Below are 26756 nucleotides of genomic sequence, written 5' to 3'. Positions count from 1 at the left end.
TCGATCTCGAGCGCGGCCAGTAGGCGCGGCGCTGCCCGTGCGCCGCAGCTGCACTGGCGCGAATACATTTCAAATAGCCACAAAGACGCAAAGAATATGCGGCTGCAGCGCGCATTCGAGACCTTGTGTCTGTGTGGCAAACGTCAATGCTCGCCGTATTTGAAGGCTATTGGCCCGAGCGCTGCTCGTAGCTAGAATACGCCGCGTAAGCGTAGGCCGTGCGCCGGTGCGCCTGGCCGAAACGGCGCGCGTGGCGCTGTGCCTGCTCGGCGATCTCGCGCGTCACCGTCTCGGCCACCGCCAGCGGCATGCCGCTCGGCCCAAACTCGTCCTGCGTCAACATGAAACACTTGTTGTTGAGGTAGTCGATCGGTAGAAACACCGGCCGGCCGCCGCGCAGCGTCAGGGCAATCTCAGTCGAGAACCAGGTGTAGCCCGATACCAGCGCGATCTTCTGCGAGATCCGCTCGAGCGCGTGCAGCCGGTGGCGCGCGATCAGCTCGGGCGCCAGCAGCTCGGTTGCGTGCGTATCGGGGTTCCAGAAGCACGGCAGCACCGTGCCAAAGCAGTTGTACACCCGAAACCAGGCCGGGCGGCCATCGATCGTCAGCGGCCGCACGAACTCCTGCAGCAAGTAGCTGTCCTCTTCGTCGTAGGCGCGCGCAGCCGCCAGCGCCGCAGCGGTTGGCTGCATCCCCAGAACCACACCGCCCGAGCCCGAGCCGCGCGCCGGCTTGCAGACGATCCGCGGGCCAAGGTAGGCGCGCTCGGCGGCGGTCAGGTCGCGGCTGGGCACGCCGGGCCGCCAGATCAGCGTGCGCGGCATCGCCATGCCCAGGCGCGCCAGCTCCTGGTGGATCGCCGCCTTGTCGCCGTAGATCCGCACGCGGTCGGGGTCGTCGAGCACCATCCCGCCAGCGTCTTTCACCGCGCAGCCCAGCTCGTAGTCGTAGCGAAATGAGCCGCCCATATAGTCGACCAGGCAATCGACGCGCAGGCTGCCGGCGTATAGCGCCCAGCGCAGCGTTTCGGCCTGCTCGTGATTCTGGCAGTGCACAAAGATCATGCCGCGCTCGTGGGCGGCGTGCTCAAGCATGCGAATAAAGCGTGGTCCCGGCGCGCCATCGCCGCGCCGCGCAAACACAATATGGAAATGATGCTTCGGCATACATCCTCGGGTGAAGCCAGTTTTTTTACCGCGCGGTAGCATACCTGCTCTGCGCGTAATGCGCAAATCGCTTGACAAATGACCGATGGTCATTTATAATTGACCCGTGGTCATTAGATTTCAAAGGATGTACAAGTATCATGCTGCGGCAGGCTCAATCGCGTACCGCAAGGAAGCCCAATCACGCAAGTGCGTAACTCCTAATCGTGCTAGGCATTACAGGAAAGACTCTCATGCCATCGATCAGGTTATCAACTGGCCTAGTTCATTACATCGACGAAGGCGACGGCCCTCCGGTTGTCTTGCTTCATGCCAATCCCGGCGATAGCCTGGACTTCGAAGCGATCATTCCAGCTCTTTCGTCGCATTATCGAGTGATCGCGGTTGACTGGCCGGGGTATGGATCGTCAGAGGTCCCCGCAAAGACAGGCGCGGTCGACGTGTTGTACTTCTATCGAGCCTTGTGCGAGATCGTCGACGCCCTAGCCCTTCCGCCCGCCCTATTTATCGGAAACTCGCTAGGCGGCAACGCGGCAGCACGCCTTGCGTCTCGGCGCCCAGAATCTGTGCGCGGCTTGGTTCTTGTCTCCCCTGGGGGATTCACCTCGCCAAATGCCGTCACGCGCGCGTTCTCATCCTTACAAGCGAGCGCCTTCTCGCTGCCGCCCCACTGGTTTGCTGCTCTATACCTCAAGTGCAACACACCAACCGTCCGGGCTATGCTCGGTCGTGCAAAAAACGAACAATCATCACCAGCGCGGATCTCTTTGAGTCGCGCGTTGTGGAGAAGCTTTGCGCGACATGAAAACGACCTCCGCGACGAAGCGCGCTCGATTACAGTGCCGACGTTACTCGTCTTTGGCGAACGAGATCCTGTGATTTCCGCGCGGCGCGACGGCCGGAATGCCGCGCAGGCCATATCCGGATCTCGTTTCGTCAGTCTTCCTTGCGGCCACGCTCCGTTTGCCGAGGTGCCGGATCTTTTCTTGAGTGAAATTTCGCCGTTTCTCAGCAGGTGCTGTAATGCCTAACCAGCCGTCGGAGCGGACGCCTGCGCGCTGCGGGCTGTGGCGCCGCTCAAGGGCGTGATCAAATACGGGTTCTGTGTGCGGTTTTTCCGCGTTCCGCGCAGAAAAACCACACACGATACGGAGAATAGTACCGCAAGGAGCGGCGATGGAACCACGACGACGCGCCATGCGCGACGACCAGAAGCAGCTACGGCGGCAGGCGCTGATCGACGCGGCCTGGCAGCTATTCACAAGCAGCGACTACCCGGCGATCACCATGGCTGGCGTGGCCGAGCACGCCGGGCTAGCCAAGGGCACGCTGTACCTATACTTCAACACCAAAGAAGAGCTGTTTCTGGCGGTGCTGGCGCAGCAGTTTCAGGCGTGGATGGACGAGCTCGACGCGCGGTTGGCCGCAGGCGCCGCCACAGTCGCGGCGGTGGCCGAGCCAATCTGCGATACGCTGGCGCGGCGCGCGCCACTCGTACGGCTGCTGGCGATCCTGCACACCATCCTCGAGCACAACATCGAGCTCGCCAGCGCGCTTGAGTTCAAGCAGATGCTGCGCGAGCGGCTGGCGCGCACCGGCGCGCTGCTCGAGGCCGCGCTGCCGGCGCTCGGCGCGGGCAACGGCCCGGCGGCGCTGCTGCACATCTATGCGCTGATCATCGGCATTGAGAACCTGGCCAACCCCGCGCCGGTGGTGCGCGCGGCGCTGCGCCAGCCCGGCATGGAACTGTTCGACATCGCGTTTGGCCCGGCATTCGCGGCGGCGCTCGTGGCGCTGCTGCGCGGGCTGGCGCGGCCAGAGTAGCAAGGAGAGAGAAACACAATGAGCAAGCAACCGGCACGACCAACCGCGCTGATCACCGGCGCGTCGAGCGGTATTGGCGCGGCACTGGCGCGGATCTTCGCGCGCAACGGCTACAGCCTGGTGGTGGTGGCGCGCGGCGAGGCGGCGCTGCAAACCCTGGCCGGCGAGCTGCGGCAGGCTCACGGCATCGCAGTCACCGTGCTGCCGAAAGACCTCGCCCAGGCCAGCGCGCCCGCCGAGCTGGCGGCCGAGATCGCGGCGCGCGGGCTGCAGATCGATGTGCTGGTGAACAATGCCGGCTTCGCCACCTACGGCGCTTTCGCCGAGCTCGACCTGCAGGCCGAGCTGGACATGATGCAGGTCAACATGGTCACGCTGACGCACCTGACCAAACTGCTGCTGCCGGGCATGATCGCGCGGCGCAGCGGCAAGATCTTGAATGTCGCCTCGACGGCGGCATTTCAGCCGGGGCCGCTGATGGCCGTGTACTACGCCACCAAGGCGTACGTGCTGTCGTTCTCCGAGGCGCTGGCGGAAGAGCTGCGCGACAGCGGCGTGGGCGTAACGGCGCTCTGCCCCGGCCCGACGCGTACGGGCTTCCAGGATCGCGCCAGGATGCAAGAGTCGCGGCTGGTGCAGGGCGAGATCATGGACGTAGACACAGTGGCGCAGGCGGGGTTCGCCGCGCTGACGGCTGGCCGGCGCGTGGTGGTGCCGGGGCTGCAGAACCGGCTGCTTGCGCTCGCGCCGCGCTTTGTGCCACGCAACCTGGCCGCCCGGCTCGTTCGCCAAGCCCAGGAGCGCGTCGGCCACTAGCGGGGAGCGTTGGAGCGGGGGAGCGGGGAGCGTTGGAGTGGAGAGCAGGGGAACAGAAAGGCTTCCGTTCAAAACGAATCGAGCTGCTCTTCCAAACATGTAGCCGGCTCTTCCAAATACGAACACGAGCCGTAACCATTGAAGAGCACACGCGTGGGGCACGCCTTCTGCGTGCGCCAACAGGTGTTCTAACAAACGCCCCACCAAGCTAGCGCCACGAAGCATCCACCACCACGGCCGCATACAAAACAGGGTACATTTGGAGGCTTGGGGCGCAGCCCCAGCGGCGAGGTGCAGGAGGCCGGCGGCGGCCTCCTGCCGCGGGGGACGGAGGCGCGTAGCCCCCCGAAAGCCCTCGCAGAGGCGAGCACGAGGCGCGCACGATGCGCGCCCTACGGGGAAGGCCGTGCTAGCGGCAACGCCGTACGCGTATGCCTTGCGGCGCACAATACCGTGTCGGTTTGCCACGAGGCATCCGCCACCGAGGCTCAACAGGCAAAAGTCATTCTTTACGGGGCATGGGGCGCGAAGCCCCCGAAAGCCCTCGCAGAGGCGAGCACGAGGCGCGCACGATGCGCGCCCTACGGGAAAGGCCGTGCCAGCGGCAACGCCGTACGCGTATGCCTTGCGGCGCACAATACCGTGTCGGTTTGCCACGAGGCATGCACCACCGAGGCTCAACAGGCAAAAGTCATTCTTTACGGGGCATGGGGCGCGAAGCCCCCGAAAGCCCTCGCAGAGGCGAGCACGAGGCGCGCACGATGCGCGCCCTACGGGAAAGGCCGTGCCAGCGGCAACGCCGTACGCGTATGCCTTGCGGCGCACAATACCGTGTCGGTTTGCCACGAGGCATCCGCCACCGAGGCTCAACAGGCAAAAGTCATTCTTTACGGGGCATGGGGGCGCGAAGCCCCGAAAGCCCTCGCAGAGGCGAGCACGAGGCGCGCACGATGCGCGCCCTAAGGGAAGGCCGTGCCAGCGGCAACGCCGTACGCTTGCCTTGCGGCGCACAATACCGTGTCGGTTTGCCACGAGGCATCCGCCACCGAGGCTCAACAGACAAAAGTCATTCTTTACGGGGCCTGGGGCGCAGCCCCAGCGGCGAGGTGCAGGAGGCCGGCGGCGGCCTCCTGCCGCGGGGCACGGGGGCGCGTAGCCCCCGAAGGCCTTTGATCCGACCGCGCGGGGCAAGCGAAGGCCCCAAAAGCCCCGCGCTAGACCGCCTGCATCGCCACGCGCTCGCGCCGCTGCGACCACCACCGCGCGGCGGCGTACCCGCCCCACAGCAGCACAAACGCCACCGGCGCGGTTTCGGGCGCGAAGCGCGGCATCAGCGTGTAGCGGCCGATCAGCAGCGCGCTGGGGTAGTACAGCGCCACCAGCGCCAGGCTGATCGCCACCGGCGGCCAGCGCCGCTGCTCGGCAATGTCGATCAGAAACGCCGCGCCGATCAGCATCGCCGGGATAAACGAGCGCGGGAAGTCGGCCCAGGCCAGCGCCAGCTCGGCCACGACACGCACCGCCAGGTAGAGCGCCGCAGTGGTGGTGGCGGCCCAGCGCCAGCCCAGCACGCGCGGCGCGAGCGCCAGCACCAACGTGCTTGTGGTGATCAGCCAGAGCGGGTAGACCCAGTGCGGAATGCCGCCCTCGGCAAAGCCGATCGGGTTGCTGCCGGCCAATGCCAGCAGCTCGCGGCTGGCGCTGCTCTGGCCGCGCTGAAAGGCGTCGATCGCGATCACGCCAAACTCCTGCTGGCTCAGCTGGAAGAGCGCGTCGTCGAGCAGCAGCGCCCAGAAGCCGAGCCCGAGCGCCAGCCGCAGCCGCCCCGGCCGCATGACCCGCAGCATGCTGAAGATCACCCCGACCAGCACCAGCGTGGTGCACGCGAACGTCAGCAGGTGCGTCGGGCTCCACACCGTTACGTCAAGCCCGAATAGGTAGTGGTTGAGGATATCGAGCCCGGCGGAGATAATAAACAGCACGAAGCCGACCTGGATCACATACAGCCCGGCGCGATTGATCGCCTTGCCGGTCATGGTATGGAATACCACGAGCGCCGCGGCCAGCGCCGAGCCGGCGATGTTCACCAGGTGCGGCGGCTCGAAGGTGCCAAACGGGTAGCGAAAGTGCCAGGCGACATCCCACGAGGATCCGCCGTGCTTCAGCGCAAACGCGACCAGCCAGGCAATGAACACGCCGGCGATCAGGCGCTGGCTGGCTGGCTCGGCGGGCAGGCTCGCGCCAAGCGGCACGCGCCAGCTGTAGTTTGGCCGTTCGGAACTGGGAGTAGCCATTGTGCATCATCCTGGCATACGCCTCGGCCGAGGCATACACCCTGCTCACGAGGATCACCGGCGCGGCGGCTGGGGTCGCGCCAACTATGTTGCGGCGGAGCCGGGTTGCCTCTCGGCATCCGGCGTTTCGGAACGAGGTGTGTTGATAGCAAGACGAGCGAGCGGCGCAGATTGTTGCGGGGCTGCCGCAGGTTGCGGCAATGCCGCCGGCACGTGGCATTGTACCACGCCCATCCCTGGCCCCGCCGGCCTACGAGCCAGGCGCATTTGTTCATTTGTAGGGCTTATACCAACTCCGTTTGATTACTTGTGTTTTCAGGTGCGGCGCCCGGCAAAGCCGGGCGCCGCACAAGAAAAAGAATCGGGGGCGGCTTCGCCGCCCCCGAACCCCCACCATAATCCAAGCGATCAGCCGGATTTGGTATTACGCTTGTGGAAGCCGAATACGCAAGTGCATAAATCCTCATTTTAATGAAATCTTAATATACAGGATCACCCTGTTCATATAATATTTAGCGGAGGAACGTATACTCTCCGCAATATACCTAACGCCCGCACACATTCTCGCTACGAACCTTGCCGGCACCGGCTACCACAGGTAGCAGCGTCGAGCCTTTTGCTTGCGCGCGCCCGGCTTCCATCAAAGTTCAGCGCACCGATCGCGCTCGCACGTTTTGTCGCCCGCCGCACGGCATCGGCAAGCCGGGCGGCGCTATCAGTGCGTGTTTGGGCACGCTACCCAACATTTTTAGCGGTTATCACACGAGCTATTTCGTGCTATGAGAAGCTGTCTGAAGAGGGAAGTGCGAGAGGCATAGCCCTTCGCGCATCCCCTTTTCACACAGGCTGTCCAGGGGCGCTGCGCGCGAGGTGTAGCTCGTGGTATTGGCAGAATTTATGTGGTCGCCTCGCGCTCGCGAGGTTTGGAGGGCTTGCGTAAGTTCTGTTACTGAAGGACACAGTGGTGACTCGGCACAGAAAAACCAAAACACGCACAAGGCAGCGGCGTTTCAGAGCGCTGAACACAGCCGCGCTCTGCCTGCTCTGGAGCCTGCTGACATTTCAGGTTTCGAGCGCGGCGGCGGCCGGCCGGCTGCCCAGCTTGAGCGGCGGCCTGCCCAATGTCGTCGCAGCGGCCAGCACGGCCACGCGCACCGCTACCCGCACGGCCACGCGCACTGCTACCGTCACGCGCACCGCCACGCCTACGCGCACCGCCACGCCTACGCGCACCGCCACGCCTACGCGCACGCCAACACGCACATCCACGCCAACACGCACATCCACGCCGACGCGTACGGCCGTGCAGGCGGCCACGGCCACGCGCACCGCCACCAGTACGCCCAGCAATACGCCTACCGCTACGGCCACCAGTACGCCAAGCAGTACACCAACCGCCACGGACACGCCAACCGCCACGGACACGCCAACCGCCACGGACACGCCAACCGCCACAGACACGCCAACCGCCACAGACACGCCAACCGCCACGGACACACCAACCGCCACAGACACACCAACCGCCACGGATACGCCTACCGCCACAGAGACGCCTACCGCCACAGAGACGCCTACCGCCACAGAGACGCCTACCGCCACAGAGACATCCACGCCAAGCCAGACGCCAACCAGCGGCGGGCGGACGTACTACGTGGCAACCAGCGGCAGCGACACCAACCCCGGCAGCCTCGAGCAGCCGTTCCGCAGCGTATCGAAAGCGCTGACCCTGCTGGCGGCCGGCGACACACTGGTGCTACGCGGCGGCGAATATGTCGAAAACGTCAATGTCAAGCCGGCCAAAGGCACAACCGCGCAGCCGATCACCGTCACCGGCTACCCCGGCGAGCGCCCGGTGATCCGCGGGCTATTCTGGCTCTCGGGCGCCGACTACTGGGTGATCGACGGGATCAACGTCACCTGGCTCGATGGCACCTCGTCGAGCAACCATATGGTGAAGATGAGCGGCGGCAATGGCTGGATCATCCGCAACTGCGAGTTCTGGGGCGCGCACTCGTACGCCGAGCTGCTGATCAGTGGCGGCGCCACGAACTTCTACGTCGGCTATAACACCATGCACGACACCTACCCCTCGAACGCGACAAACCAGGATCACCTGATCTACGCCAACAACGCGATCAGCGGCGTGATCGAGCGCAACCTGCTGTACAACAGCCCCAACGGCCGCGCGATCAAGGTCGGCTCGACATCGAGCAATGTCGATTACCCGCGACAGATCACCATCCGCTACAATACGATGTTCAACAACCTCGGCCCATCGAACATCCAGTTCTCGTACGCCGCGAACAACAACCAGGCGTATCGCAACATTCTCGAGAAGCCGGATATCGGCGAGTACAACATCACCAGCAGCAGCCTGACCGGGCCGAACAACAATACCGCCTACGAGAATATCGGCTGGGAGTCGGCCGGCGTCGTCGAGCCGGGCGCGGCCGGGCTGATCGACAGCGGCGGCAACCAGCAGTTCGATCCGCAGCTCAACAATCCATCCAGCGGCGATTTCGCGCCGCAGAATAACGCCGCGCTGCCGTATGGCCGCCTGGCGCCCTGACGCGCGCTCTACCTACCATATGCGGGCGGCGCCATGCCGCCCTTACGCCAGGGGCGCGGCTACCGCGCCCCTGGCAGGAATAGCACCATGCGAACACTACGAATCCTGGCGGTCGTGCTCGTTCTGACCGCAGCCAGCTGGATCGGCGGGCAGCTCTACAGCTCGCCGCGCGCCGGCGCCGCGCCTAACGACACGCGCGTGCTGTGCGACGACACGCCGGCCACGATCGTCGGCACCGAAGGCGCCGATGTGATCACCGGCACCAATGGCCCCGACGTGATCGCCGGCCTCGGCGGCGACGACAAGATCGACGGCCTCGGCGGCAACGACCTGATCTGCGGCGGCGCGGGCAACGATACGCTGATCGGCGGCGCGGGCAACGATACGCTGCTGGGCGAGGCCGGCAACGATACGCTGAGCGGCGGCGGCGGCAGCGACCAGCTCGAAGGCAACGACGGCGTGGATACCTGCAACGGCGAGCAGAATGGCGACACCGCCTTCAGCAGCGACTGCGAGACGATCCGCAATGTCGAAAATGTGGTTCAGTAGGCCACGAAATTTGCTATAATCCTCGTGTTCCCCCGCGGCACCCGCCGCAGCTGCACGAGGTTTGCATGAGCGAAACACCGCCGATTTCCCGGCCATATTTCCGTACGCCCAGCATCGCCCCCGACGGCCAGCAGATCGCGTTTGCCTACGCCGGCGCGATCTGGCTGGCCGATATCGCCACTGGCAGCGCCACGCGCCTGACGGCCAACCCGGCCGGCCACCGCGCGCCGCGCTGGTCGCCCGACGGCAGCGCGATCGCCTGCACGTCGAGCCGCGCCGGCGCGCACGACCTGTACATCCTGCCGGTTGCCGGCGCCGCCGGCGCGCAGGTGCGCCGCCTCACTACCCATGAAGCCGACAGCACGCCCGAAGACTGGTCGCCCGACGGCCGGTTCCTGTTCTTCAGCTCGTACCGCGAGCACCACGGCACCGCGATCTACCGCATCCCGGCCGAGGGCGGCACGCCCATCCCCTGGATCAGCCAGCCGCTCGAAGACATCGCCCACGTCGCCGTCGCGCCCGACGGCGCGCAGATCGCCTTTAATGTGCTGCACGACCCGTGGTGGCGCCGCGGGCCAAACCCGTTCGGCGGCACCGAGCTGTGGCTGGTGAGCAACACGCCCGACGCGACCGATTACCGCAAGCTGAACGACTACGCCGGGTTGAACCGCTGGCCCATGTGGATGGCCGACGGCGGCGGGCTGTTCTTTGTGTCCGACCGCGACGGCATCGAGAATATCTGGTTCCAGCCGCTCGACGGCCCGGCGCGCCAGATCACCAGCTTCGCCGAGGGCCGGCTGCTCTGGCCATCGATCAGCCGCGACGGCGCGACGATTGTGTTTGAGCGCGATTTCGCGATCTGGCGGCTCGACACCGCCAGCGGCCAGGCCGGGCCTATCCCCATCCGCATGAGCTACGACTCGCCCACTAACCCGGCGCGCGTACAAACCTGGCGCGATAACCTCAACGAGCTGGCGCTCGCGCCCGACGGCAGGAAGATCGCGTTTGTGGTGCGCGGCGAGGTGTTTGCCGACTTCGCCGACAAGGAGACCGACAAAGACCAGCGCAGCGGCCCGGCCTTCCGCATCACCAATAACTCGTTTCGCGAAAGCGGAGTGGGCTGGGCGCCCGATAGCCGCAGGCTGGTGTACACCTCCGATCGCGAGGGCGACGAGGCGATCTACCGCTACGACTTCGGCTCGCGCGAGGAGCAGCGCCTCACCGACAGCGCGCGCCCGAAGCATAACCCGCGCTATTCGCCCAACGGCGAGTGGCTGGCGTACGGCTGCGGCGAGGACGAGATCCGGCTGATCAATATCGCCAGCGGCGAAGACCGGCTGCTGGCGCGCGCCAGCTTTATGTACAGCGCGCAGTTCGCCTGGTCGCCCGACAGCGCCTGGATCGCGTTTATCGCCCAGGACAAGCGCTGGTTCAGCAATGTATATGTGCAGCGCATCGACTCCGGCGACGCGCGCCAGATCACGTTTCTGAGCAATCGCAACGCGCACACGCCGCTGTGGTCGCCCGATGGCCGCTTTATCATCTTCACCAGCGAAGAGCAGATGGTGCGCGTCGACCTCGCGCCGCCCACGCCGTTCTTTCGCGAGGCTGAGTTCGAGCGATTGTTCGAGCTGAAAGAGCCCAAGGCCGAGCCCAGGCCGGCGCCGCCCGAGCCGGCGCCCGAAACACCACCGGCGCCCGAAACACCACCCGAGCCAGCACCCGAAACGCCGCCCGCGCCCGAGCCAGCGCCCGAAACGCCGCCCGCGCCCGAGCCAGCGCCCGAAACGCCGCCACCGCCACTTGAAACACCGCCACCGCCGCCCGCGAAACCAGCCACCACGCGCGTCGCGATTGTGTTCGAGGGCATCGAGCGCCGGCTGCGCATGCTCACGTCAACCAATATGCAGACAATCGCGCTGTGCATCAGCCCCGACAGCCGCGACCTGATCTTTCGCGCGATGGTGGCCGGCAAGCCGAACCTGTGGTCGCAGCCGCTCGACGAGCCGCGCCAGGACCAGCCGCCGCGCCAGCTCACGTTCACCGGCACCAGCAAATGGGCCGCGCAGTTCGCGCCCGATGGCAAGAGCTTCTACTACCTCGACAACCACCAGGCAGTCATTCGCAAGTTCCCGAGCGGCGACGCCACCACCATGGCGCTGTACTCCGACGTGACAATCGACTTCAACCAGGAAAAGCGCCAGATCTTCGACGAATGCTGGCGGCTGCTGCGCGACTACTTCTACGACCCAACCTTCCGCGGCCTGAATTGGAGCGCGGCCTACAGCCAGTTCGGGCCGCTGGCGGCCGGCGCGCACACCGGCGACGACCTGCGGGCGATCTTGAACCTCATGGTCGGCGAGCTGCGCGCATCGCACCTGGGCGCCGCAGGCAGCGACAGCCAGCCGGTGCCGCAGGGCTACCTCGGGCTGCTGTTCGACCCGGCCGCGCAGGCCGCGAGCGGAAGCCTGCGCGTCGCCGAGATCATCGCCGACGGGCCGGTGGCGCTCGCCAACACCGAGGGCGGCGTCGGCCCCGGCGACGAGCTGCTGGCAGTGAATGGCGTGGCGATCGGCCCCGGCACGAACATTGATACGCTGCTCCAGCGCACAGCCAGCCGGCGCGTGGTGCTGCGCTTTGGCCCGCGCGACGGCGGCGCGCCGCGCGAGCTGGTGGTACGCCCGATCGGCGGCGGCGCCTACACCTACCTGCGCTACCGCGCCTGGGTCTACGCCAACGAAGAGTACGTCCACCGCGTCAGCGGCGGGCGGCTCGGCTACGTCCATATCCGCGCCATGGACTTCCCGTCGTACCAGCGCTTTCTGGCCGACCTCGACAGCGAGCTGTACAGCAAAGAGGGCGTGGTCGTCGACACGCGCTTCAACGGCGGCGGCTCGACTGGCACGTTTATTCTCGACATCCTGGCGCGGCGCAGTGTGCTGCTCAGCACCTTCCGCGACCGGCCGCCGATCGACGCCGGCTACTTCCACGGCAACCGGGTGCTGAACAAGCCGACGATCCTGCTGATCAACGAGGAGTCCGGCTCGAACACCGAGATGTTCGCCGAGGGCTACCGCCGGCTTGGGCTTGGCAAAGTGGTGGGCCGGCCCAGCGCAGGCGCGGTGATCGGCACGCTCGGCCACACGCTGCTCGACGGCACGCGCTTCCGCCTGCCGCGCATCAAAATTGCCACGCCCGAGGGCGAAGACCTCGAAGGCACCGGCCGCGCCGTCGATATCGACGTGGCCCAGCCGATCGGCGCGTGGGCGCGCGGCAGCGACCGGCAGCTCGACGCGGCGGTGGCCGAGCTGCTGGCGCAGATCGATGGCGCCGCATGACAAGCGAAAAGGAAACGTGATGCCCAGCTCGACCCTCACGCACCTGGAGTGCGGCTTCTGCGCCACGCGCTACCCGGCCGACCAGCTGTGGAACCTATGCCCCAGCTGCGCACGGCCGCTGCTGGCGCGCTACGACTTGGCCGCCGCCGCGGCCACGCTCACGCCTGCGGCGCTGCGCGAGCGCCCGGCAAACATGTGGCGCTACGCCGAGGTGCTGCCGGTGCGCGACGCGCGCTGGCGCCTGAGCCTGGGCGAAGGCTGGACGCCGCTGATCCACGCCGCGCGGCTGGGCGAGCGGCTGGGCTGCGCGAACACATTTGTCAAGGACGAGTCGCTCAACCCCACCGGCAGCTTCAAGGCGCGCGGGCTGTGCGCCGCCGTCAGCCGCGCCGCCGAGCTGGGCGCGCGCGAGCTGGCCATCCCCAGCGCCGGCAATGCCGCCGGGGCTATGAGCGCCTACGCCGCGCTTGCCGGCCTGCCGGCGCACGTATTCATGCCCGCCGACGTGCCGCAGCCGTTCCGCGCCGAGTGCCAGGCGCTCGGCGCGCGCGTGACGCTGGTGGACGGCCTGATCAACGACTGCGGGGCGCGCGTGCGCGCCGGCGCCGCCGAGCACGGCTGGTTCGACCTGAGCACGCTGAAAGAGCCGTATCGCCTGGAGGGCAAAAAGACCATGGGCTACGAGCTGGCCGAGCAGCTCGGCTGGCGGCTGCCCGACGTGATCATCTACCCGACCGGCGGCGGCACCGGGCTGGTGGGCATGTGGAAAGCCTTCGACGAGCTGGAGGCCATGGGGCTGATCGGCGCGGCGCGCCCGCGCATGGTCAGCGTTCAGGCCGAGGGCTGCGCGCCGATCGTGCGGGCGTTCGCGCAGGGCGCCGAGCACGCCGAGCTGTGGCAGGGCGCCCACACCGTCGCCGACGGGCTGCGCGTGCCGGTGGCGGTCGGCGACTTCCTGATCATCCGCGCGATCCGCGCCAGCGGCGGCACGGCGCTGGCCGTGGCCGACGACGCAATGATCGCGCAAGCCAACCTGCTCGGCGCCACCACCGGCATCTTCGCCGCGCCCGAGGGCGGCGCGTGCGTCGCGGCCCAGGCCGCGCTGCTGGCCAGCGGCTGGATCAGGCCCGACGAGACGGTGGTGCTGTTCAACACCGGCACCGGCCTGAAGTACGCACACCTGTGGGCCACGGCGCACAGCGATTGACAAACGCCCGCCCCGCGCCCTACAACCGCCCGCAGCGGCAATCGGTTCGGCGCCGGAGCGCTATGTCGACGCCCGTGCTCGCAACCCGCGCGGCGCGCTGGCTCTACGACATCGCCGTGCGCTGCTGGCCTACGCTCGCCACGCTCGACGAGCGCGGGCGCCGCCAGGGCCTGTTCGAGCTCGCCGGGATGCTGTACTCATACCAAATTCGCTTGATCACGTACACTTTGGTGGGGGTTTGGGGGGGGGGTGGCCCCACTTCTTTTCTTGGGCGGGGGGCCCCGCCCACCGCCGGCCCCCCGCACAAGAAAACACAAGTAATCAAACGGAGTTGGTATCATACGGCGTCGGCCAGACATTCTTTGCGTCTTCGTGTCTTTGTGGCTATGTAAAAAGCATGTGCCTAGCCCAACCCGGCGTCGCGCGCCCGCACGATCGCCTGGGCACGATCGGCCACCTGCAGCTTGCCGAAGATGTTGCTGATGTAGTTGCGCACCGTTTTGGGGCTCAGCGCGAGCTGCTGCGCGATCGCGTCGTTGCTCAGGCCCTTGGCCATGAGCCGCAGCACATTGCGCTCGCTCTCGGTCAGCTCGGGGAACATGGGGATGGGCTGGGGCGACCTTGCGCCGAAGAACGTGATCATGCGCGCGGCAATTGCCGGGCTGAAGATCGCGTCGCCGCGCCCGACCGCCAGGATCGCGCGGGTGATGTCGTCGTCGTCCATATCCTTCAGCACGTAGCCGCGCGCCCCCGCGCGCATCGCCGCAAAGATCGAGTCGTCGTCCTGAAACATCGTGACGACCAGCACGCGCACCTCGGGCTGCGCGGCGACGATCGCGCGCACGGCAGAAAGCCCGTCGCCGCCCTGCATCTGTAGATCCATCAGCACCACGCTCGGCTGTAGCTCGGCCGCCAGCCGCACCGCGTCGGCGCCGTTCGATGCCTCGCCCACCACGTTCACCTGCGGCATGGTCGCCAGCAGCGCGCGCAGGCCCTTGCGGAACAGCGGGTGGTCGTCGGCTATTAGAATGGTGAGTGGCTCGCTATTCATGCGCGCACCTTGCAAGGAATGGTGGCAATCACGCAGGTGCCGCCGGGCGCCGAATCAATCGTGAGCTGCCCGCCCAGCTCGGCGGCGCGCTCGCGCATCGAAACGAGCCCGACGCCAGCGGCATATTCGGCGGGCAGGCCCGCGCCATTATCGCGCACCTGTAGCGTTAGCGCCGTCTCGCCGAGCCTGAGCTGAATCGCGCAGGCGCTCGCACCAGCGTGCTTCGCCACGTTCTGCACCGCCTCGGCGGCGATGCGGTACACCGCCACCTCAACCGCGGCGGGCAGCGGCGGCAGCGCGGCCGGCGCGTCGAGCGTCAGCGTTGCGCCGTCGAGCGTGCCTGCCAGGTGGCGGATCGCGCCCAGCAGGCCGTGCTCATCGAGCAGCGGCGGGCGCAGGTCGTACACCAGGCGGCGGATGTCGGCGGTGGCGGCGCGCACGTCGTCGCGCAGGCTGTCGATTAGCGCCTCGGCGGCGGCCGGGTCGTCGCGCAGGCTGTGGCGCAGCGCGCTGAGCTGCATGCGCAGCCCGGCCAGCGCCGGCCCCAGGCCGTCGTGCAGGTCGCGGCGGATACGGCGGCGCTCCTCTTCGCGCGCCGTCACAAGCTGCTCGCGCGAGGCTTGCAGCGCCTCGTTGAGCTGCGCGGCGTGGAGGGTGATGCCGACCTGGCGCGCGAGGCGCTGGAGCAGCTGGTACTCGCCGGCGGTCAGCGGCTCGCCCGGCAGCCGCGAGCCAACTTCCAGCCACCCCACCAGCACGTCGCCATAGCGGATTTCGGTGCGGGTATAAGCAGCAGCTGCGCGCGGCTTGCCAACAGCTACCGTTGCACCGTCAAGTACTTCGACCTGAACACACGGCACATTCATGATCTGCGCGATGGTCTCGGCAATCGTGGCCAGCATCGACGAACCGGGCGTCGTTTGCGCGAGCGTATCGCTCATCTGCCCTAGCGCATCGCTTGTCGGCTCATCGGCGGCATAGACAACGTGGTGCACGCGTGGCTGCACCCAGCGCCAGACTGGCTTGAATGTCAGGAGCAGTACGGAGAGGGCCAGCAGATGAAGAAACCACGGCGGGGCTGCGTCGTGAAATGGAAAGGTCTGCGTGATCGCCACATAAACCGGTGCCATATAGGCGAATAGCACCAATCCTACGAGTACCCAGTAGAGAAGTGCGGCACCATCCCACCGGCTGCGCGCCATGGCCGTGAGACCCTCCAACATGCTACAACTATGCGCACGCGCCCGATCTACTCGTCGCGCGTGCGCACAGCATAGCATAGTTCGCCGCAGCGTGTTACGACGCTTGCACTGCCCGATCGGGCGCCTTGCGCTCGCGCCAGAGGCACAGCACAATTGTCGCTATGATGATTATAGTGGTAAACACCGCATAGATACGGGTTGCGCTACTCGGCGCGAACAGCGAGCCAAGCAACGATGGAATGAGGTTCAGAACATTGATAATGATCAGCAATACCACGGCCCAGCGCTGGGCGCGCCAGGTGCCATACGCGGCGACAAGTGCAATCGCGTGAAGCGCAAACTGAATGGGGATCAGGAAGAATGGCGGGCCGCCATTCTGTGCCGCATCAAGATCCACCGCCGCCTGGCCACGGATCAAATACGGGAGCTGATAGATAATGATTTCGATCAGGCTCGATACCGCAGTAATCACAGCGGCGATCTTGAGGGCTGTCGGGCGCGTGAGGCGGCTCATCGGTTTCTCCTTGTATCAAGCGGCTCATTGATGAGCATCAGCATACCCGCCCAGCATCCCAATGTCACGGGGCGAGTGTCACACGTTTTTGGGACACGCCGCCGCTCTGTTTGGGACGGTGGATCGCCGCGCTCTCCGCGAGGGCTTTTGGGGGCTTCGCGCCCCCGTTTCCCCTGCCAAGGCTTTCGGGGGCTGCGCGCCCCCGTTTCCCCTGCCAAGGCTTTCGGGGGCTGCGCGCCCCCGAACCCCGCGGCAGGAGGCCCCCGCCGGCCTCCTGCACCTCCGCGCTGGGGCGCTGCCCCAGACCCCGTATTGAATGACTTTTGTCTGTTGAACCTCGGTGGCGCATGCCTGGTGGAAAACCGACACGTCGCTCCATACCACGAGGCATGTGCGTCTGACGTTGCCGCTGGCACGGCCTTTCCCGTAGGGCGCGCATCGTGCGCGCCTTCTCCCAATCGGGTGAGCCTTCAGGGGCTTCGCGCCCCAGGCCCCGTAATGAATGACTTTTGTCTGTTGAACCTCGGTGGCGCATGCCTGGTGGAAAACCGACACGTCACTCCGCACCACGAGGCATGTGCGTCTGACGTTGCCGCTTGCACGGCCTTTCCCGTAGGGCGCGCATCGTGCGCGCCTTCTCCCAATCGGGGAGCCTTCAGGGGCTTCGCGCCCCAGGCCCCGTAATGAATGACTTTTGTCTGTTGAACCTCGGTGGCGCATGCCTGGTGGAAAACCGACACGTCACTCCGCACCACGAGGCATGTGCGTCTGACGTTGCCGCTTGCACGGCCTTTCCCGTAGGGCGCGCATCGTGCGCGCCTTCTCCCAATCGGGTGAGCCTTCGGAGCCTACGCGCCCCAGGCCCCCGCGGCAGAGGGCGCCCGCCGGCCCTCTGCACTCCCCCGGCGCGAATACGGGTGTTTGTTAACCCTGAGGCATACGCGCAGGGCGATGTCTTCGCTCTCCGCTCTCCCGCTCACGCAAAGATATAGCTGTCGATAAACGCATTGCGGAACTTGCCCCGTGGGTCGTACTGCTGCGCCAGGGCGCGGAAATCGGCGAGGCGCGGGTAGTGCGGCTGCAGCTGTGCGGCGGGCATGGTGAACAGCTTGCCCCAGTGCGGGCGCGGCTCGAACGGCGCGAGCTGCGCCTCGAGCGCGGGCAGCAGCCCCAGCACGCCCGGCTCGTCGGGCCGCCAGGTGAAGTGCAGGCCGACGCACGCCTGCCGGTAGCACGGGCTCATCCACAGCTCGTCGGCGGCGATCGTGCGCACCTCGGAGATCATCAGCAGCGGCGCGAGCTGCTCGCGCAGCGCGGCAACCGCGCGCATGGCTGCCACGGCGTGGGGGCGCGGCACGAAATACTCGGTCTGCAGCTCGTCGCCGCTGCTAGGCGTGAACTCCATGCGGAAGTGCGGCAGGCGCTGGTGCCAGGGGCCGGGCACGCCGCCCTGCACGGTGCAATTCTCGGCCGAGAGCGCGGCGATTGGGTGCAGCGGCCCAGGCGCGAGCGCCGCCCCGAAGAGCTCGCCTGCCACCGGCAGCGCCGCGCCGCCGGGCAGACGGCGCTTCAGCCACACCTCGCTCACCGTGTCGCCCTGCCAGTCGGTGAACAGGCTGACGCTGTAGGCGCTGGCCACGATCGCGTCGAAGCTGTCCTCGAGCCGCGCGGCCGGCAGCCCGACATAGACCTCCTGCTGCACGGCGAACGCCGGCTCGATCGCCAGCGTCACACTGGCGGCGACGCCAAGCGCGCCCAGGCTTACCACCGCGCCCAGAAACGCCTCGCCGTCGCGCTCGCGCGCGAGCGACACAAGCTCGCCGTCGGCGGCCACAAGCTCGATCGCTGTGACGGCGGTGGCCAGGTTGCCGTTGCGCTCGCCCGAGCCATGGGTGGCTGTGGCGCACGCGCCGGCCACCGAGATATGCGGCAGCGAGGCCAGGTTGTGCAGCGCGAACCCCTCGGCGTGCAGAAACGCGCACAGGTCGCCGTACTTGATGCCCGCCTGCACCGTCACCGTGCCGCGCTCGCGGTCGAGCGCCACGACGCGGTTGAGCGCTTCGAGCGACACTAGGTCGCCGGGCGTGTCCGCGATGCGATTGAACGAGTGGCGCGAGCCAAGCGCACGCAGCGAGCTGCTGCCGCGCACAGTTGCCCGCAGCTCGTCGAGGCTGCGCGGGCGGTGGATGCGGGCGGCGCGGTACGCCAGGTTGCCCGCCCAGTTACGCTCATGTGCACTCATTTGCGCCCATCGCTGTGCTTCTGCCGTCACCCCAGCAGCTGCAGCTCGCGCCGCAGGCCAGGGAACGCGCCGCCGGCCTCTTCCTTTACAGCGCTATCGAACAGCGCCGAAAGCTGCGCGTACTCGTCGTCGCTGAGCGCGAGCGAGCAGGCGTCGATCTGCGGCTGCAGCTGGCTCAGCCGGCTGACCCCGCCGATCACCGAGGTGACCGCCGGCGAGTGCAGCAGCCACGCCAGCGCCACGTGCGCCGGGTGCGCGCCGCGCTCCTCGGCGAAGCGCGCGAATCCGGCCAGCGCCGCGCCGTAGCGCTCGAGCCAGGCGGAAATGCGCGCGTCGGTCTCGCCGCGCGAGTCGGTTGCCAGCGGCGCGCCGGGCTGGTACTTGCCCGCCAGAATGCCGATCAGCAGCGGGCGGTAGATCGTGATCGCAACCTGCTCGGCGCGCGCCTGCGGCAGGATCTCGATCTCGACGCCGCGCTCGACCAGGTTGTAGGGCAGCTGGTTCGACACCAGCCTGGCCCAGCCGTTGCGCTCGGCGATCGCGTTCGAGTGCGCGAACAGCCAGGCCGGGTAGTTGCAGCAGCCCACGAAGCGCGCCTTGCCAGCCTGCACCACCTCGTTCAGCGCGCGCATCATCGGCTCGGGCTGCATGCCCTGGCGCGGCCAGTGGATCAGGTACAGGTCGACATACTCCATGCGCAGGCGCGCCAGGCTCTCGTCGATGCTGCTGGTAATGCTGGCCGCGTCGACGCCCTTATGCACCTTGGTGGCCACGAACAGCTGCTCGCGGCGGCCCTGGCAGATCTCGCCCAGGATCGTCTCGGTCAGGCCGTCGCAGTACATCGCGGCAGTGTCGATGAAGTTCACGCCGGCTTCGATCGCGCTGCCCAGGATCCGGTCGGCCTCGGGCTTGTCGGTGCGCCCGCCGAACATCATCGTGCCAAGGCACAGCCGCGATACCTGCTCGCCGGTGGTGCCGAACGGTGCGTAGTCCATGTGGTTGCGCTTTCTGTGTTCTCGAGTCCAGGCCGCCGGCAGGGTCGCGCGCTCAGGCCGAGGGCGCACCAGCCGCCTGCGGCGCCAGCATATCGGCGATGCCCAGCACCGCACCACGCTCGACAGCCGCGTGGGCCTGGGCGATCGCGGTAGCAATCGCCGCCGCGTCCGATCGGCCGTGCGCGATGATCGCCACGCCCTTCACGCCCAGCAGCGGCCCGCCGCCGTAGAACCGGTAGTCGGCCTTGCGGCGCACGCGCAGCAGCGGCGGCACCAGCAGGCTCCCCAGCAGCGGCACGGCGCTCAGCAGCCCCAGCGCGCCGCCCAGGCGCACGGCGCCGCCGCCGAGCCCGGCCCACAGCGCCGAGGGCAGCAGGCCGGCCAGCAGCCGCGGCGCCCAGCCGCGCCGCGCCTCGTCCTGCACCAGCGTCAGCGCCAGCTTCACCACCGCCTGGGCCTGCTTGATGAACATATTGCCCACAAAGCCGTCGCACACCAGCACATCGCACACGCAGCCGAGCAGCGCGTCCTTCGGCTCGGCGTTGCCCACAAAGTTCAGGCCGGTCTGCTCGATCAGGCGGTGCGCCTCTTGCACCAGCCGGTCGCCTTTGCTGGCCTCTTCGCCGTTGGCCAGCAGTGCCACGCGCGGGTTGGCGATGCCCAGGCCGCGCTCGGCGTACAGACTGCCCATCTGCGCAAACTGCAGCAGGTACTCGGGCTTGCAGTCGGTGGTGGCGCCGATGTCGAGCAGCAGGAACATCTTGTCGCGCGCGGGGAACTGGATCGCGAGCGCCGGGCGCTCGATGCCGCGGATGCGGCCAAGCACCAACGTGGCCGCCGCCATGGTCGCGCCGCTGTGCCCGGCCGACACAAACGCGTCGGCCTGGCCGTCGCGCACCATGCGCAGGCCCACCACATGCGACGAGCGGGTTTTCCGGCGCACCGCCTGGGCCGGGTGCTCGTCCATCTCGATCACCTCGGGCGCGTCGACGACGCTCAGCGCCAGGCCCGCGGTGCGCTGGCGCGCCAGCGCCGCGCGCACGCGCGCCTCGGGGCCGGCCAGCACGATCTCGCAGCCGAGATCGCGCGCCGCCCGCACCGCGCCGGCCACCGGCTCCTCTGGCGCATTGTCGCCACCCGCCGCGTCTAGCACGATCCGCACAGCAAGTGCTCCTTTTAATATCACGAAGGGCGCGGTGCCCTCCCGCGTGGGAGGCTTGGCGGGCGCAGGCCCTCCAAAATCTTCTCTTTTTGGCCGCGACCAGCCAAAAAGGAAGTTTTCGGGGGCGGCTTTGCCGCCCCCGAACCCCCACCACGTAACTCGTGCTAATCACACGAAGGGCGCGGTCGCCTACGATGCTACAGCGTTCCCTTGGTGCTGGGCACCGCGCCGGCCAGCCGCGCGTCCACGCGCGTGGCGGCGTCGAGGGCGCGGCCAAACGCTTTGAACAGCGCCTCGATCTTGTGGTGGTCGTTGCGGCCGTACAGCACGCGCGCGTGCAAGTTCAGCCGCCCGTGCAGCGCGATGCTCTCGAACAGGTGCGCCACCAGGTCGGTGCCAAGCTGGCCCACCCGCGGCGTGGCAAACTCGGCGTCGAACACGGTATACGCACGGCCGCCCAGGTCCACCGCCACAAATCCCAGCGCCTCGTCCATCGGCACGTAGCTGTGCGCCGTCCGCACGATCCCGCGCCGCTCGCCGAGCGCCTGGTCGAGCGCCTGGCCCAGGCAGATGCACACGTCTTCGGCGGTGTGATGCTCGTCGATGTGCAGGTCGCCATGGGCTTCGACGGTTATGTCGAACAGGCCGTGCTTGGCAAACAGCGTCAGCATATGGTCGAGAAAGCCGACGCCGGTGGCCACCGATGCCGTGCCGGCGCCGTCGAGCGCCAGCGTGAGCACAATGTCGGTCTCGCCGGTGCGGCGTCGGATCGTAGCGGCTCGCTCGGTCACGCGCGTCTCCTGGTGGTGCTTGTACTGGGAAGCCGGCCTATTGTACCACGACGGCGGGAGCCGGCCTAGCGCCACACCAGCAGCACGCCGTCGCGCAGCAGCAGCAGCCCCAGCCCGGCCAGCAGCACGCCGCTGACGATCAGCACGCGCCGGTAGCCGCGGCCGCCCAGCCAGCCACGGCTGCGGCTCACCAGCAGGGCCACCAGCAGCTTGGAGCCGACCAGCAGCGCGTAGAAGCCGATCAGGAACAGCGCGACGTGTGCCGGCCCGCCGGCCAGCGCGCGGGCGATCAGCGGCGCGCCGACGGTGCCCCAGAACAGGTACGGGTGTGGGTTCAGCAGGTTGGTGAGCACCGCGCGGCCCAGCACGCGCGCTGGCGCGTCGTCGGGTGTGGGCGCGGCGCCGGCGGCGGGTTCGGCGGGGTGGGCGCGCACGCTCTCGGCGCCCAGGTAGATCACAAACAGCCCGCCGATGATTCCCAGCCAGCCGATCGCCGCCGGCGGCAGCCGGTCGATCAGCACGACCGCGAGCACGATGATCGGCAGGTCGCTGAGCAGCGGCGCGAGCGCCACCAGGTTGCCGGCGCGCCAGCCGCGCTGCAGCGTCTGCGTGATCACCAGCCCGAGCATGGGGCCAGGGCTGACGCCGGCGGCAAAGCCGTATGATAGGCCGAGGATGAGCGATGTGAGCATATGTTCGCTGGCGGTTGCAGGCTGCTAGAAGGATTGAGCGTTACCAGTTGCTAGCTTGCCAACCCGCAACCCTACTTCGGCCCGGCGCCAAGCTGGCGTAGCGCCTCGAGCAGCTGCGGGTCGTCGTCCTCGCTATAGTGCGTCCAGTCGACATCGACCGTCACGTCGGGGAGCACGCCCACGCCCTCGAGGTTGACGCCGTTGCGCAGCCGGAAGCCCTCCTGCGCCAGCCACAGCCGCGAGCCGTCGGTGAGCGTGTAGGCGTAGGTCGTCTCGGTGTTGCCGGCGGTGCGCGTGCCCACCACCTGCACATTATGCTCGTGCTGCAGCACCGCCGCCAGCACCTCGGCGTACGATGCGGTCTCGTTATCCACCAGCACCACCAGCTTCACATTGCGCAGGTCTGGGCCATTCAGCGGGCCGACCTCGAGCGGGCGCACGCTGTCGCGGTTGAAGAACACGCCCACCTGGCCGCGCACGAAGTGGCTCAGCAGGCCCGAGAGCACGTACAGCCAGCCGCCGCCGTTCGAGCGCACGTCGAGGATCAGGCCATTGAGCGCCCCTTCGGCCACCAGGTCGGTGAGCGCTCCGTTGACCTGGTCGTCCATATCGTTCACCCACAGCGTCGGGATCGACACGTAGCCGATGTCGCCGGGGAAGCGCCGGTACAGCGGCACGATATGGTTCTGAACCTCCTGGCGCGTCAGCACGACATCGCGCAGCTTCTCGCCCGGCCGCACCACCGTCAGGCGCACGGCGCTGCCGGCCTCGCCCAGCAGGTTGCCGTCGTCTTCGTGGTAGGGCCGCCCATCCACCGCGATGATCCGGTCGCGCGGGGCCAGGCCAGCGCGCGCGGCCGGGCTGTCGGGGAAGACGATCTGGATGAAGCCGCCGTCGGCGCGCGGCCGCGTCAGCACCCCGATGCCCACGGTTATCTCGCTGTTGCTGATCGTGGCGTTCTCGGTCTGGGCCTCGGCCGGCGGCAGGAAGCGCGAGTGCTGGTCGTTCAGGCGCGAGACCATCTCGACCATCATGGCGTAGAAGGCATCGCGCGTCTGCTCGCCCTCGAGCCGCGCGGCGTACTCGTCGTAGATCGCGTCCCAGTCAAGCTTGTGGAAATCGGGGTACAGGTAGTGCTCTTTGACCGTGCGCCAGACCTCTTCGAAGATCTGCTTGCGCTCTTCATACGGCAGCAGCTCGGGCGTTGGCGGCGCCGTCGGGGCGACAGCCAGCACGGGCGCCGCGGTGGGTGGGTCGGTCGGTAGGTCGGTAGGCACAGCGGTGGGGGCGCTGGTCGGGCGCGGGCGCGTAGTCGGCGCGGCGGTGGCCACCGGCAGCGCGGCGATAGCCGCTGCGGTGGGCGCGGGCTGCTGCGGCACGGCGGGGCTACCCGCGCAGCCTGCCAGCAAGCTCAGCCCGCCCACAAGCACGTACACCGCGAGCCGGCCCGGCCCACGGTGAGTGGTTGATATCTCGCTTGGTTGCTCCACGCTCATATCGCTCTACGAGCCTGCCTGAGAAGGCGGCCTACGCCGCCAGCAGGCGCCGCACCAGCTCGGCGGCGCGCTCAAGGTCGGCCACCGCGATAGACTCGCCGGTCGAGTGGATCTCGCGGTAGCCAACGCTGACATTCACCACCTGCAGGTTGCGCTGGGCGAAGATATTCACATCGCTGCCGCCGCCGCTGATCTGCGGGTTCGGCTCGTGGCCCATGGCGCGCAGCTTGGCCATCACCCGCTGCACGATCGGCAGGTCAAGCGCCAGCCGGTATGCGTCGTACTTATGCTCGATCTCGATTTTCACGCTGGCGCCGCGCGCGCGCGCGGCCTCTTCAAACGCGGCCACCATGGCCTGCACCTGCGCCACCAGCTTCTCCTGGTCGTGGCTGCGCGCCTCGCCCCACAGCTCCACCCGGTCGGGCACGATATTCGTGGCCGCGCCGCCCTTGATGATCCCGAAGTTCGCCGTGGTCTCGTCGTCGATCCGGCCCAGCGGCATACCCGCCAGCGCCTCGGCCGCCACCACGATCGCGTTCACGCCGCGCTCGGGCGCCACGCCGGCGTGCGAGGCGCGGCCCTGCACCAGCACGTACAGGCTATCTTGCGAGGGCGCGCCCACGGTGATGCCGCCGAAATCGCCGCCCGAGTCGAGCGTCACGCCCTCGCGGGCCGCCAGCGCGCCGGTGTCGAACTGGGCCGCGCCGCGCAGGCCTACCTCTTCCTGCACCGTAAACACGATCTCGGCGGCGCGGTGCGGCTGGCCCTGCTCGAGCGTCGCGCGCAGCCCCTCGACGATCGCCGCGACGCCGGCCAGGTCGTCGGCGCCCAGCACCGTATCGCCGCTCGAGCGCACCACGCCGTCGGCCACCAGCGGCCGCACGCCATGGCACGGCGCCACGCTGTCCATGTGCGCGTTCAGCAGCAGCGGCTGGCCCTCGCCGGGCACGCGCGCCAGCAGGTTGTGCAGCGCGTCCTCGGCCACCTCCAGCCCCATGCCCTCGAGCAGGCCGCGTATGTGCGCGGCGATCGGCCCCTCGCCGCCCGAGGGGTTATCGATCTGTACCAGATCAAGAAACGTAGCCAGCAGCCGTTCTGTATTCACCATGGCGTCCCCTCATTGCCCTTCCAGATCAAACGCGGCCTTGAGCACATCGCCGGCCAGCCGCGCGCCCACGCCCGCGCCGTCGCGGCCATTCTCAACCATCACCGCCACGGCGTAGCGCGGCTGGTCGACCGGCGCGATCGCGATGAACCAGGCGTGCGGCACGGTGCCCGCGCCGTGCTCGGCGGTGCCCGACTTGCCGCCCACCAGCGCCACGCTCGGGCTGACCTGCTGCGCGGCTTTGCCAAAACCATACTCCACGCCGGCGCGCATGTTCTTGCGCATCTGCGCGGCAATATCGCCCGAGACGGCGCGCCGGATCGCGCGAGGGCCGCGCGCCACCACCACGCTGCCGTCGGGCCGGGTGATCTTCTCGACCAGGTACGGCTGCATCATCCAGCCGTCGTTGCCGATCGCCGCGGCCACCATCGCCATCTGCAGCGGCGTGGTCTGCAGCTGGCCCTGCCCGAAGCCGGTGTCGGCCAGCGCGGCCTTGCGGTTCAGAAAGCCGGCGTCCTTGTACAGCATGCTCGGCACGGTCGGCAGGTCGGTGAAGCCGCCGTAGGTTTCGGGCGCGTAGCGCGGCTCGAATATGTCGAAATCGGCGGCGGTTTTGGCCAGCCGGTCGGGGCCGAGCCGCAGCGCGTACTGGGCGAACGCCACGTTGCACGAGTAGGCGTACACATGCTCGAGGTTCGAGGGGTCGCCGGTGAGCGTATACAGGTCGGCCACCGCGTTCACCACCGGCGGCGCGCCGGCCTCGGTCTCGAGCTGGTTGAAGCAGCGGATATCGTCGGGCTGGCCCTCGCGCGTATTCTCAAGCGCGCTCACCGCCGTCACGGTCTTGAAGGTCGACCCGGGCGCGTAGCGGCTCTGGGTAGGCCGGTTGAGCAGCGGCTGGCCGGCGCCGTCGCTGTTCAGCTGGCCCCAGTAGCTCTGGATGCGCTGGTTCTCGGCGGCGCGGTCGGCGGCGGGGTTGAACGCCAGCGGGCGCGGGTCGAAGCCAGGGTTGCTGGCCATCGCCAGCACCGCGCCGGTCTTGGGGTCGAGCACCACCACCGAGCCGGTGCCACGGTCGGCCAGCAGGCTCGCGGCGGCGGCCTGCAGGCGCGCGTCGAGCGTCAAGTGCAGATCGTCGCCGACCTGCGGCTTGCCCAGCAGCGTGTCGCGCAGGCGATTGTACGAGTCGCGCTCGCCATTCAGGTAGGTGTCGTAGGTCGCCTCGAGCGCCGAGGGCCCGAAGCGGTCGCTGAAGAAGCCGACGATATTGCCGAACGCGGCGGGGTCAAACTGTTGGGCCAGCGGGTAGCGCCGCACCGCGTAGGTGTTATCGACGATCTCGGTATCGACGAGCGGCAGGCCGGTGCGGTCGAGCATCTTGCCGCGCCGCACGCGCAGCGACTGGATGACCTGCCGGACGTTGCTGGTAGTCTGGCCAGTCTGCTCGTCGACATGAATATTGTTGGCGATATCGTCGGCGCGCACGAACTGCTGGCGCAGCAGCTGCAGCGACAGCAGCACGAAGCCCAGCGCCACCAGCAGGCCCAGGTTCTGAATGCTGCGCGAGATGCCGCGCGGCTGAGGCGGCAGCGACATACGCACCGCCGCCAGCAGCAGCGGGGCGGCGAGCCAGAGCGCAAGCAGCCAGCGAGCATCCTGCTCGATCGGCTGGATCATGCCATAGGCGATCAGCGCAACCGCGGCGATAAACGCCAGAATACGCACAAATTGACGCATGATT

General features: G+C 67.8%; 20 protein-coding genes and 1 pseudogene. 7 read left to right on the top strand and 14 right to left on the bottom strand.

The genetic code is table 11. The features are described from left to right. Positions 1-166: 166 nt before the first annotated feature. Positions 167-1168 (bottom strand): hypothetical protein, encoded by a 1002-nt coding sequence (locus U0177_RS23365; protein WP_409573081.1) that lies wholly within the window; start codon positions 1166-1168, stop codon positions 167-169. A 233-nt stretch (positions 1169-1401) separates the two neighbouring features. Here U0177_RS23365 and U0177_RS23360 point away from each other — a divergent pair, with 233 nt between their 5' ends. The 3 genes from U0177_RS23360 to U0177_RS23350 all read left to right on the top strand — a co-directional run bounded on the left by U0177_RS23360 (position 1402) and on the right by U0177_RS23350 (position 3808). Further along, positions 1402-2199 (top strand): alpha/beta fold hydrolase, encoded by a 798-nt coding sequence (locus U0177_RS23360; RefSeq protein WP_409573080.1) that lies wholly within the window; start codon positions 1402-1404, stop codon positions 2197-2199. Between the two features lie 145 nt (positions 2200-2344). Further along, on the top strand, positions 2345-2992 hold the full coding sequence (locus tag U0177_RS23355; RefSeq protein ID WP_409573079.1) for a TetR family transcriptional regulator: 648 nt from the start codon (positions 2345-2347) through the stop codon (positions 2990-2992). A gap of 18 nt (positions 2993-3010) precedes the next feature. After that, positions 3011-3808, top strand: a complete 798-nt coding sequence (locus tag U0177_RS23350; RefSeq protein WP_409573078.1) for an SDR family NAD(P)-dependent oxidoreductase — start codon at positions 3011-3013, stop codon at positions 3806-3808. Between the two features lie 1214 nt (positions 3809-5022). Here the strand turns inward: U0177_RS23350 and U0177_RS23345 are convergent. Further along, on the bottom strand, positions 5023-6102 hold the full coding sequence (locus U0177_RS23345) for a hypothetical protein (protein WP_409573077.1): 1080 nt from the start codon (positions 6100-6102) through the stop codon (positions 5023-5025). A 1062-nt stretch (positions 6103-7164) separates the two neighbouring features. After that, a complete protein-coding gene (locus tag U0177_RS23340) occupies positions 7165-7599 on the bottom strand; it encodes a hypothetical protein (RefSeq protein ID WP_409573082.1) in 435 nt (144 codons plus the stop codon). Between the two features lie 139 nt (positions 7600-7738). Here U0177_RS23340 and U0177_RS23335 point away from each other — a divergent pair. The 4 genes and pseudogenes from U0177_RS23335 to U0177_RS23320 all read left to right on the top strand — a co-directional run. After that, positions 7739-8671: pseudogene (locus U0177_RS23335) on the top strand (DUF1565 domain-containing protein); the annotation flags it as partial. Positions 8672-8758: 87 nt separating this feature from the next. Beyond that, positions 8759-9220, top strand: a complete 462-nt coding sequence (locus U0177_RS23330) for a calcium-binding protein (RefSeq protein WP_409573076.1) — start codon at positions 8759-8761, stop codon at positions 9218-9220. Positions 9221-9285: 65 nt separating this feature from the next. Continuing rightward, positions 9286-12558 carry a S41 family peptidase gene (locus tag U0177_RS23325; RefSeq protein WP_409573075.1) on the top strand — a complete coding sequence of 1091 codons (3273 nt, stop codon included), beginning with the start codon at positions 9286-9288 and terminating at the stop codon, positions 12556-12558. 19 nt (positions 12559-12577) lie between these two features. Beyond that, complete coding sequence (locus tag U0177_RS23320) at positions 12578-13765, top strand: threonine synthase (protein ID WP_409573074.1); 1188 nt, start codon at positions 12578-12580, stop codon at positions 13763-13765. 403 nt (positions 13766-14168) lie between these two features. Here U0177_RS23320 and U0177_RS23315 read toward each other — a convergent pair whose 3' ends face one another. From U0177_RS23315 to U0177_RS23265, 11 genes are all read right to left on the bottom strand, one after another. After that, entirely contained in the window at positions 14169-14816 is a 648-nt protein-coding gene (locus U0177_RS23315) for a response regulator (RefSeq protein WP_409573073.1), read from the bottom strand. Beyond that, positions 14813-15931: a sensor histidine kinase gene (locus U0177_RS23310; RefSeq protein WP_409573072.1), complete on the bottom strand. Its 1119-nt coding sequence runs from the start codon at positions 15929-15931 to the stop codon at positions 14813-14815. The genes U0177_RS23315 and U0177_RS23310 overlap by 4 nt, the downstream gene beginning before the upstream one ends. A 181-nt stretch (positions 15932-16112) precedes the next feature. Then, positions 16113-16532 carry a hypothetical protein gene (locus tag U0177_RS23305; protein ID WP_409573071.1) on the bottom strand — a complete coding sequence of 140 codons (420 nt, stop codon included), beginning with the start codon at positions 16530-16532 and terminating at the stop codon, positions 16113-16115. A 976-nt stretch (positions 16533-17508) separates the two neighbouring features. Beyond that, on the bottom strand, positions 17509-18774 hold the full coding sequence (locus U0177_RS23300; RefSeq protein ID WP_409573070.1) for an FAD-binding protein: 1266 nt from the start codon (positions 18772-18774) through the stop codon (positions 17509-17511). 26 nt (positions 18775-18800) lie between these two features. Next, positions 18801-19769: an aldo/keto reductase gene (locus U0177_RS23295; RefSeq protein WP_409573069.1), complete on the bottom strand. Its 969-nt coding sequence runs from the start codon at positions 19767-19769 to the stop codon at positions 18801-18803. Between the two features lie 52 nt (positions 19770-19821). Then, on the bottom strand, positions 19822-20931 hold the full coding sequence (plsX, locus tag U0177_RS23290) for a phosphate acyltransferase PlsX (protein ID WP_409573068.1): 1110 nt from the start codon (positions 20929-20931) through the stop codon (positions 19822-19824). 197 nt (positions 20932-21128) lie between these two features. Beyond that, complete coding sequence (gene hisB / locus U0177_RS23285; RefSeq protein ID WP_409573067.1) at positions 21129-21722, bottom strand: imidazoleglycerol-phosphate dehydratase HisB; 594 nt, start codon at positions 21720-21722, stop codon at positions 21129-21131. Positions 21723-21787: 65 nt separating this feature from the next. Then, positions 21788-22414: a LysE family translocator gene (locus tag U0177_RS23280; protein WP_409573066.1), complete on the bottom strand. Its 627-nt coding sequence runs from the start codon at positions 22412-22414 to the stop codon at positions 21788-21790. 71 nt (positions 22415-22485) lie between these two features. Next, entirely contained in the window at positions 22486-23910 is a 1425-nt protein-coding gene (locus U0177_RS23275) for a S41 family peptidase (RefSeq protein WP_409573065.1), read from the bottom strand. A gap of 31 nt (positions 23911-23941) precedes the next feature. Beyond that, positions 23942-25018 (bottom strand): M20/M25/M40 family metallo-hydrolase, encoded by a 1077-nt coding sequence (locus U0177_RS23270; RefSeq protein WP_409573064.1) that lies wholly within the window; start codon positions 25016-25018, stop codon positions 23942-23944. 9 nt (positions 25019-25027) lie between these two features. Beyond that, positions 25028-26752: a penicillin-binding transpeptidase domain-containing protein gene (locus U0177_RS23265; protein ID WP_409573063.1), complete on the bottom strand. Its 1725-nt coding sequence runs from the start codon at positions 26750-26752 to the stop codon at positions 25028-25030. Between the last annotated feature and the right edge of the window lie 4 nt (positions 26753-26756).

Origin of the sequence: Kouleothrix sp., assembly GCF_046328425.1 — a bacterium.
In the GTDB taxonomy this organism is placed as follows: domain Bacteria; phylum Chloroflexota; class Chloroflexia; order Chloroflexales; family Roseiflexaceae; genus Kouleothrix.
Note: the sequence above shows the minus strand (reverse complement) of the source record. Positions and strands in the feature narration are given on the sequence as shown.

Excerpts from the sequence above, each read along its gene's own strand:
- U0177_RS23365 (WP_409573081.1), bottom strand. The coding sequence starts at position 1,168 with ATGCCGAAGCATCATTTCCATATTGTGTTTGCGCGGCGCGGCGATGGC.
- U0177_RS23360 (WP_409573080.1), top strand. The coding sequence starts at position 1,402 with ATGCCATCGATCAGGTTATCAACTGGCCTAGTTCATTACATCGACGAA.
- U0177_RS23355 (WP_409573079.1), top strand. The coding sequence starts at position 2,345 with ATGGAACCACGACGACGCGCCATGCGCGACGACCAGAAGCAGCTACGG.
- U0177_RS23350 (WP_409573078.1), top strand. The coding sequence starts at position 3,011 with ATGAGCAAGCAACCGGCACGACCAACCGCGCTGATCACCGGCGCGTCG.
- U0177_RS23345 (WP_409573077.1), bottom strand. The coding sequence starts at position 6,102 with ATGGCTACTCCCAGTTCCGAACGGCCAAACTACAGCTGGCGCGTGCCG.
- U0177_RS23330 (WP_409573076.1), top strand. The coding sequence starts at position 8,759 with ATGCGAACACTACGAATCCTGGCGGTCGTGCTCGTTCTGACCGCAGCC.
- U0177_RS23325 (WP_409573075.1), top strand. The coding sequence starts at position 9,286 with ATGAGCGAAACACCGCCGATTTCCCGGCCATATTTCCGTACGCCCAGC.
- U0177_RS23320 (WP_409573074.1), top strand. The coding sequence starts at position 12,578 with ATGCCCAGCTCGACCCTCACGCACCTGGAGTGCGGCTTCTGCGCCACG.
- U0177_RS23315 (WP_409573073.1), bottom strand. The coding sequence starts at position 14,816 with ATGAATAGCGAGCCACTCACCATTCTAATAGCCGACGACCACCCGCTG.
- U0177_RS23305 (WP_409573071.1), bottom strand. The coding sequence starts at position 16,532 with ATGAGCCGCCTCACGCGCCCGACAGCCCTCAAGATCGCCGCTGTGATT.
- U0177_RS23300 (WP_409573070.1), bottom strand. The coding sequence starts at position 18,774 with ATGAGTGCACATGAGCGTAACTGGGCGGGCAACCTGGCGTACCGCGCC.
- U0177_RS23295 (WP_409573069.1), bottom strand. The coding sequence starts at position 19,769 with ATGGACTACGCACCGTTCGGCACCACCGGCGAGCAGGTATCGCGGCTG.
- U0177_RS23280 (WP_409573066.1), bottom strand. The coding sequence starts at position 22,414 with ATGCTCACATCGCTCATCCTCGGCCTATCATACGGCTTTGCCGCCGGC.
- U0177_RS23275 (WP_409573065.1), bottom strand. The coding sequence starts at position 23,910 with ATGAGCGTGGAGCAACCAAGCGAGATATCAACCACTCACCGTGGGCCG.
- U0177_RS23270 (WP_409573064.1), bottom strand. The coding sequence starts at position 25,018 with ATGGTGAATACAGAACGGCTGCTGGCTACGTTTCTTGATCTGGTACAG.
- U0177_RS23265 (WP_409573063.1), bottom strand. The coding sequence starts at position 26,752 with ATGCGTCAATTTGTGCGTATTCTGGCGTTTATCGCCGCGGTTGCGCTG.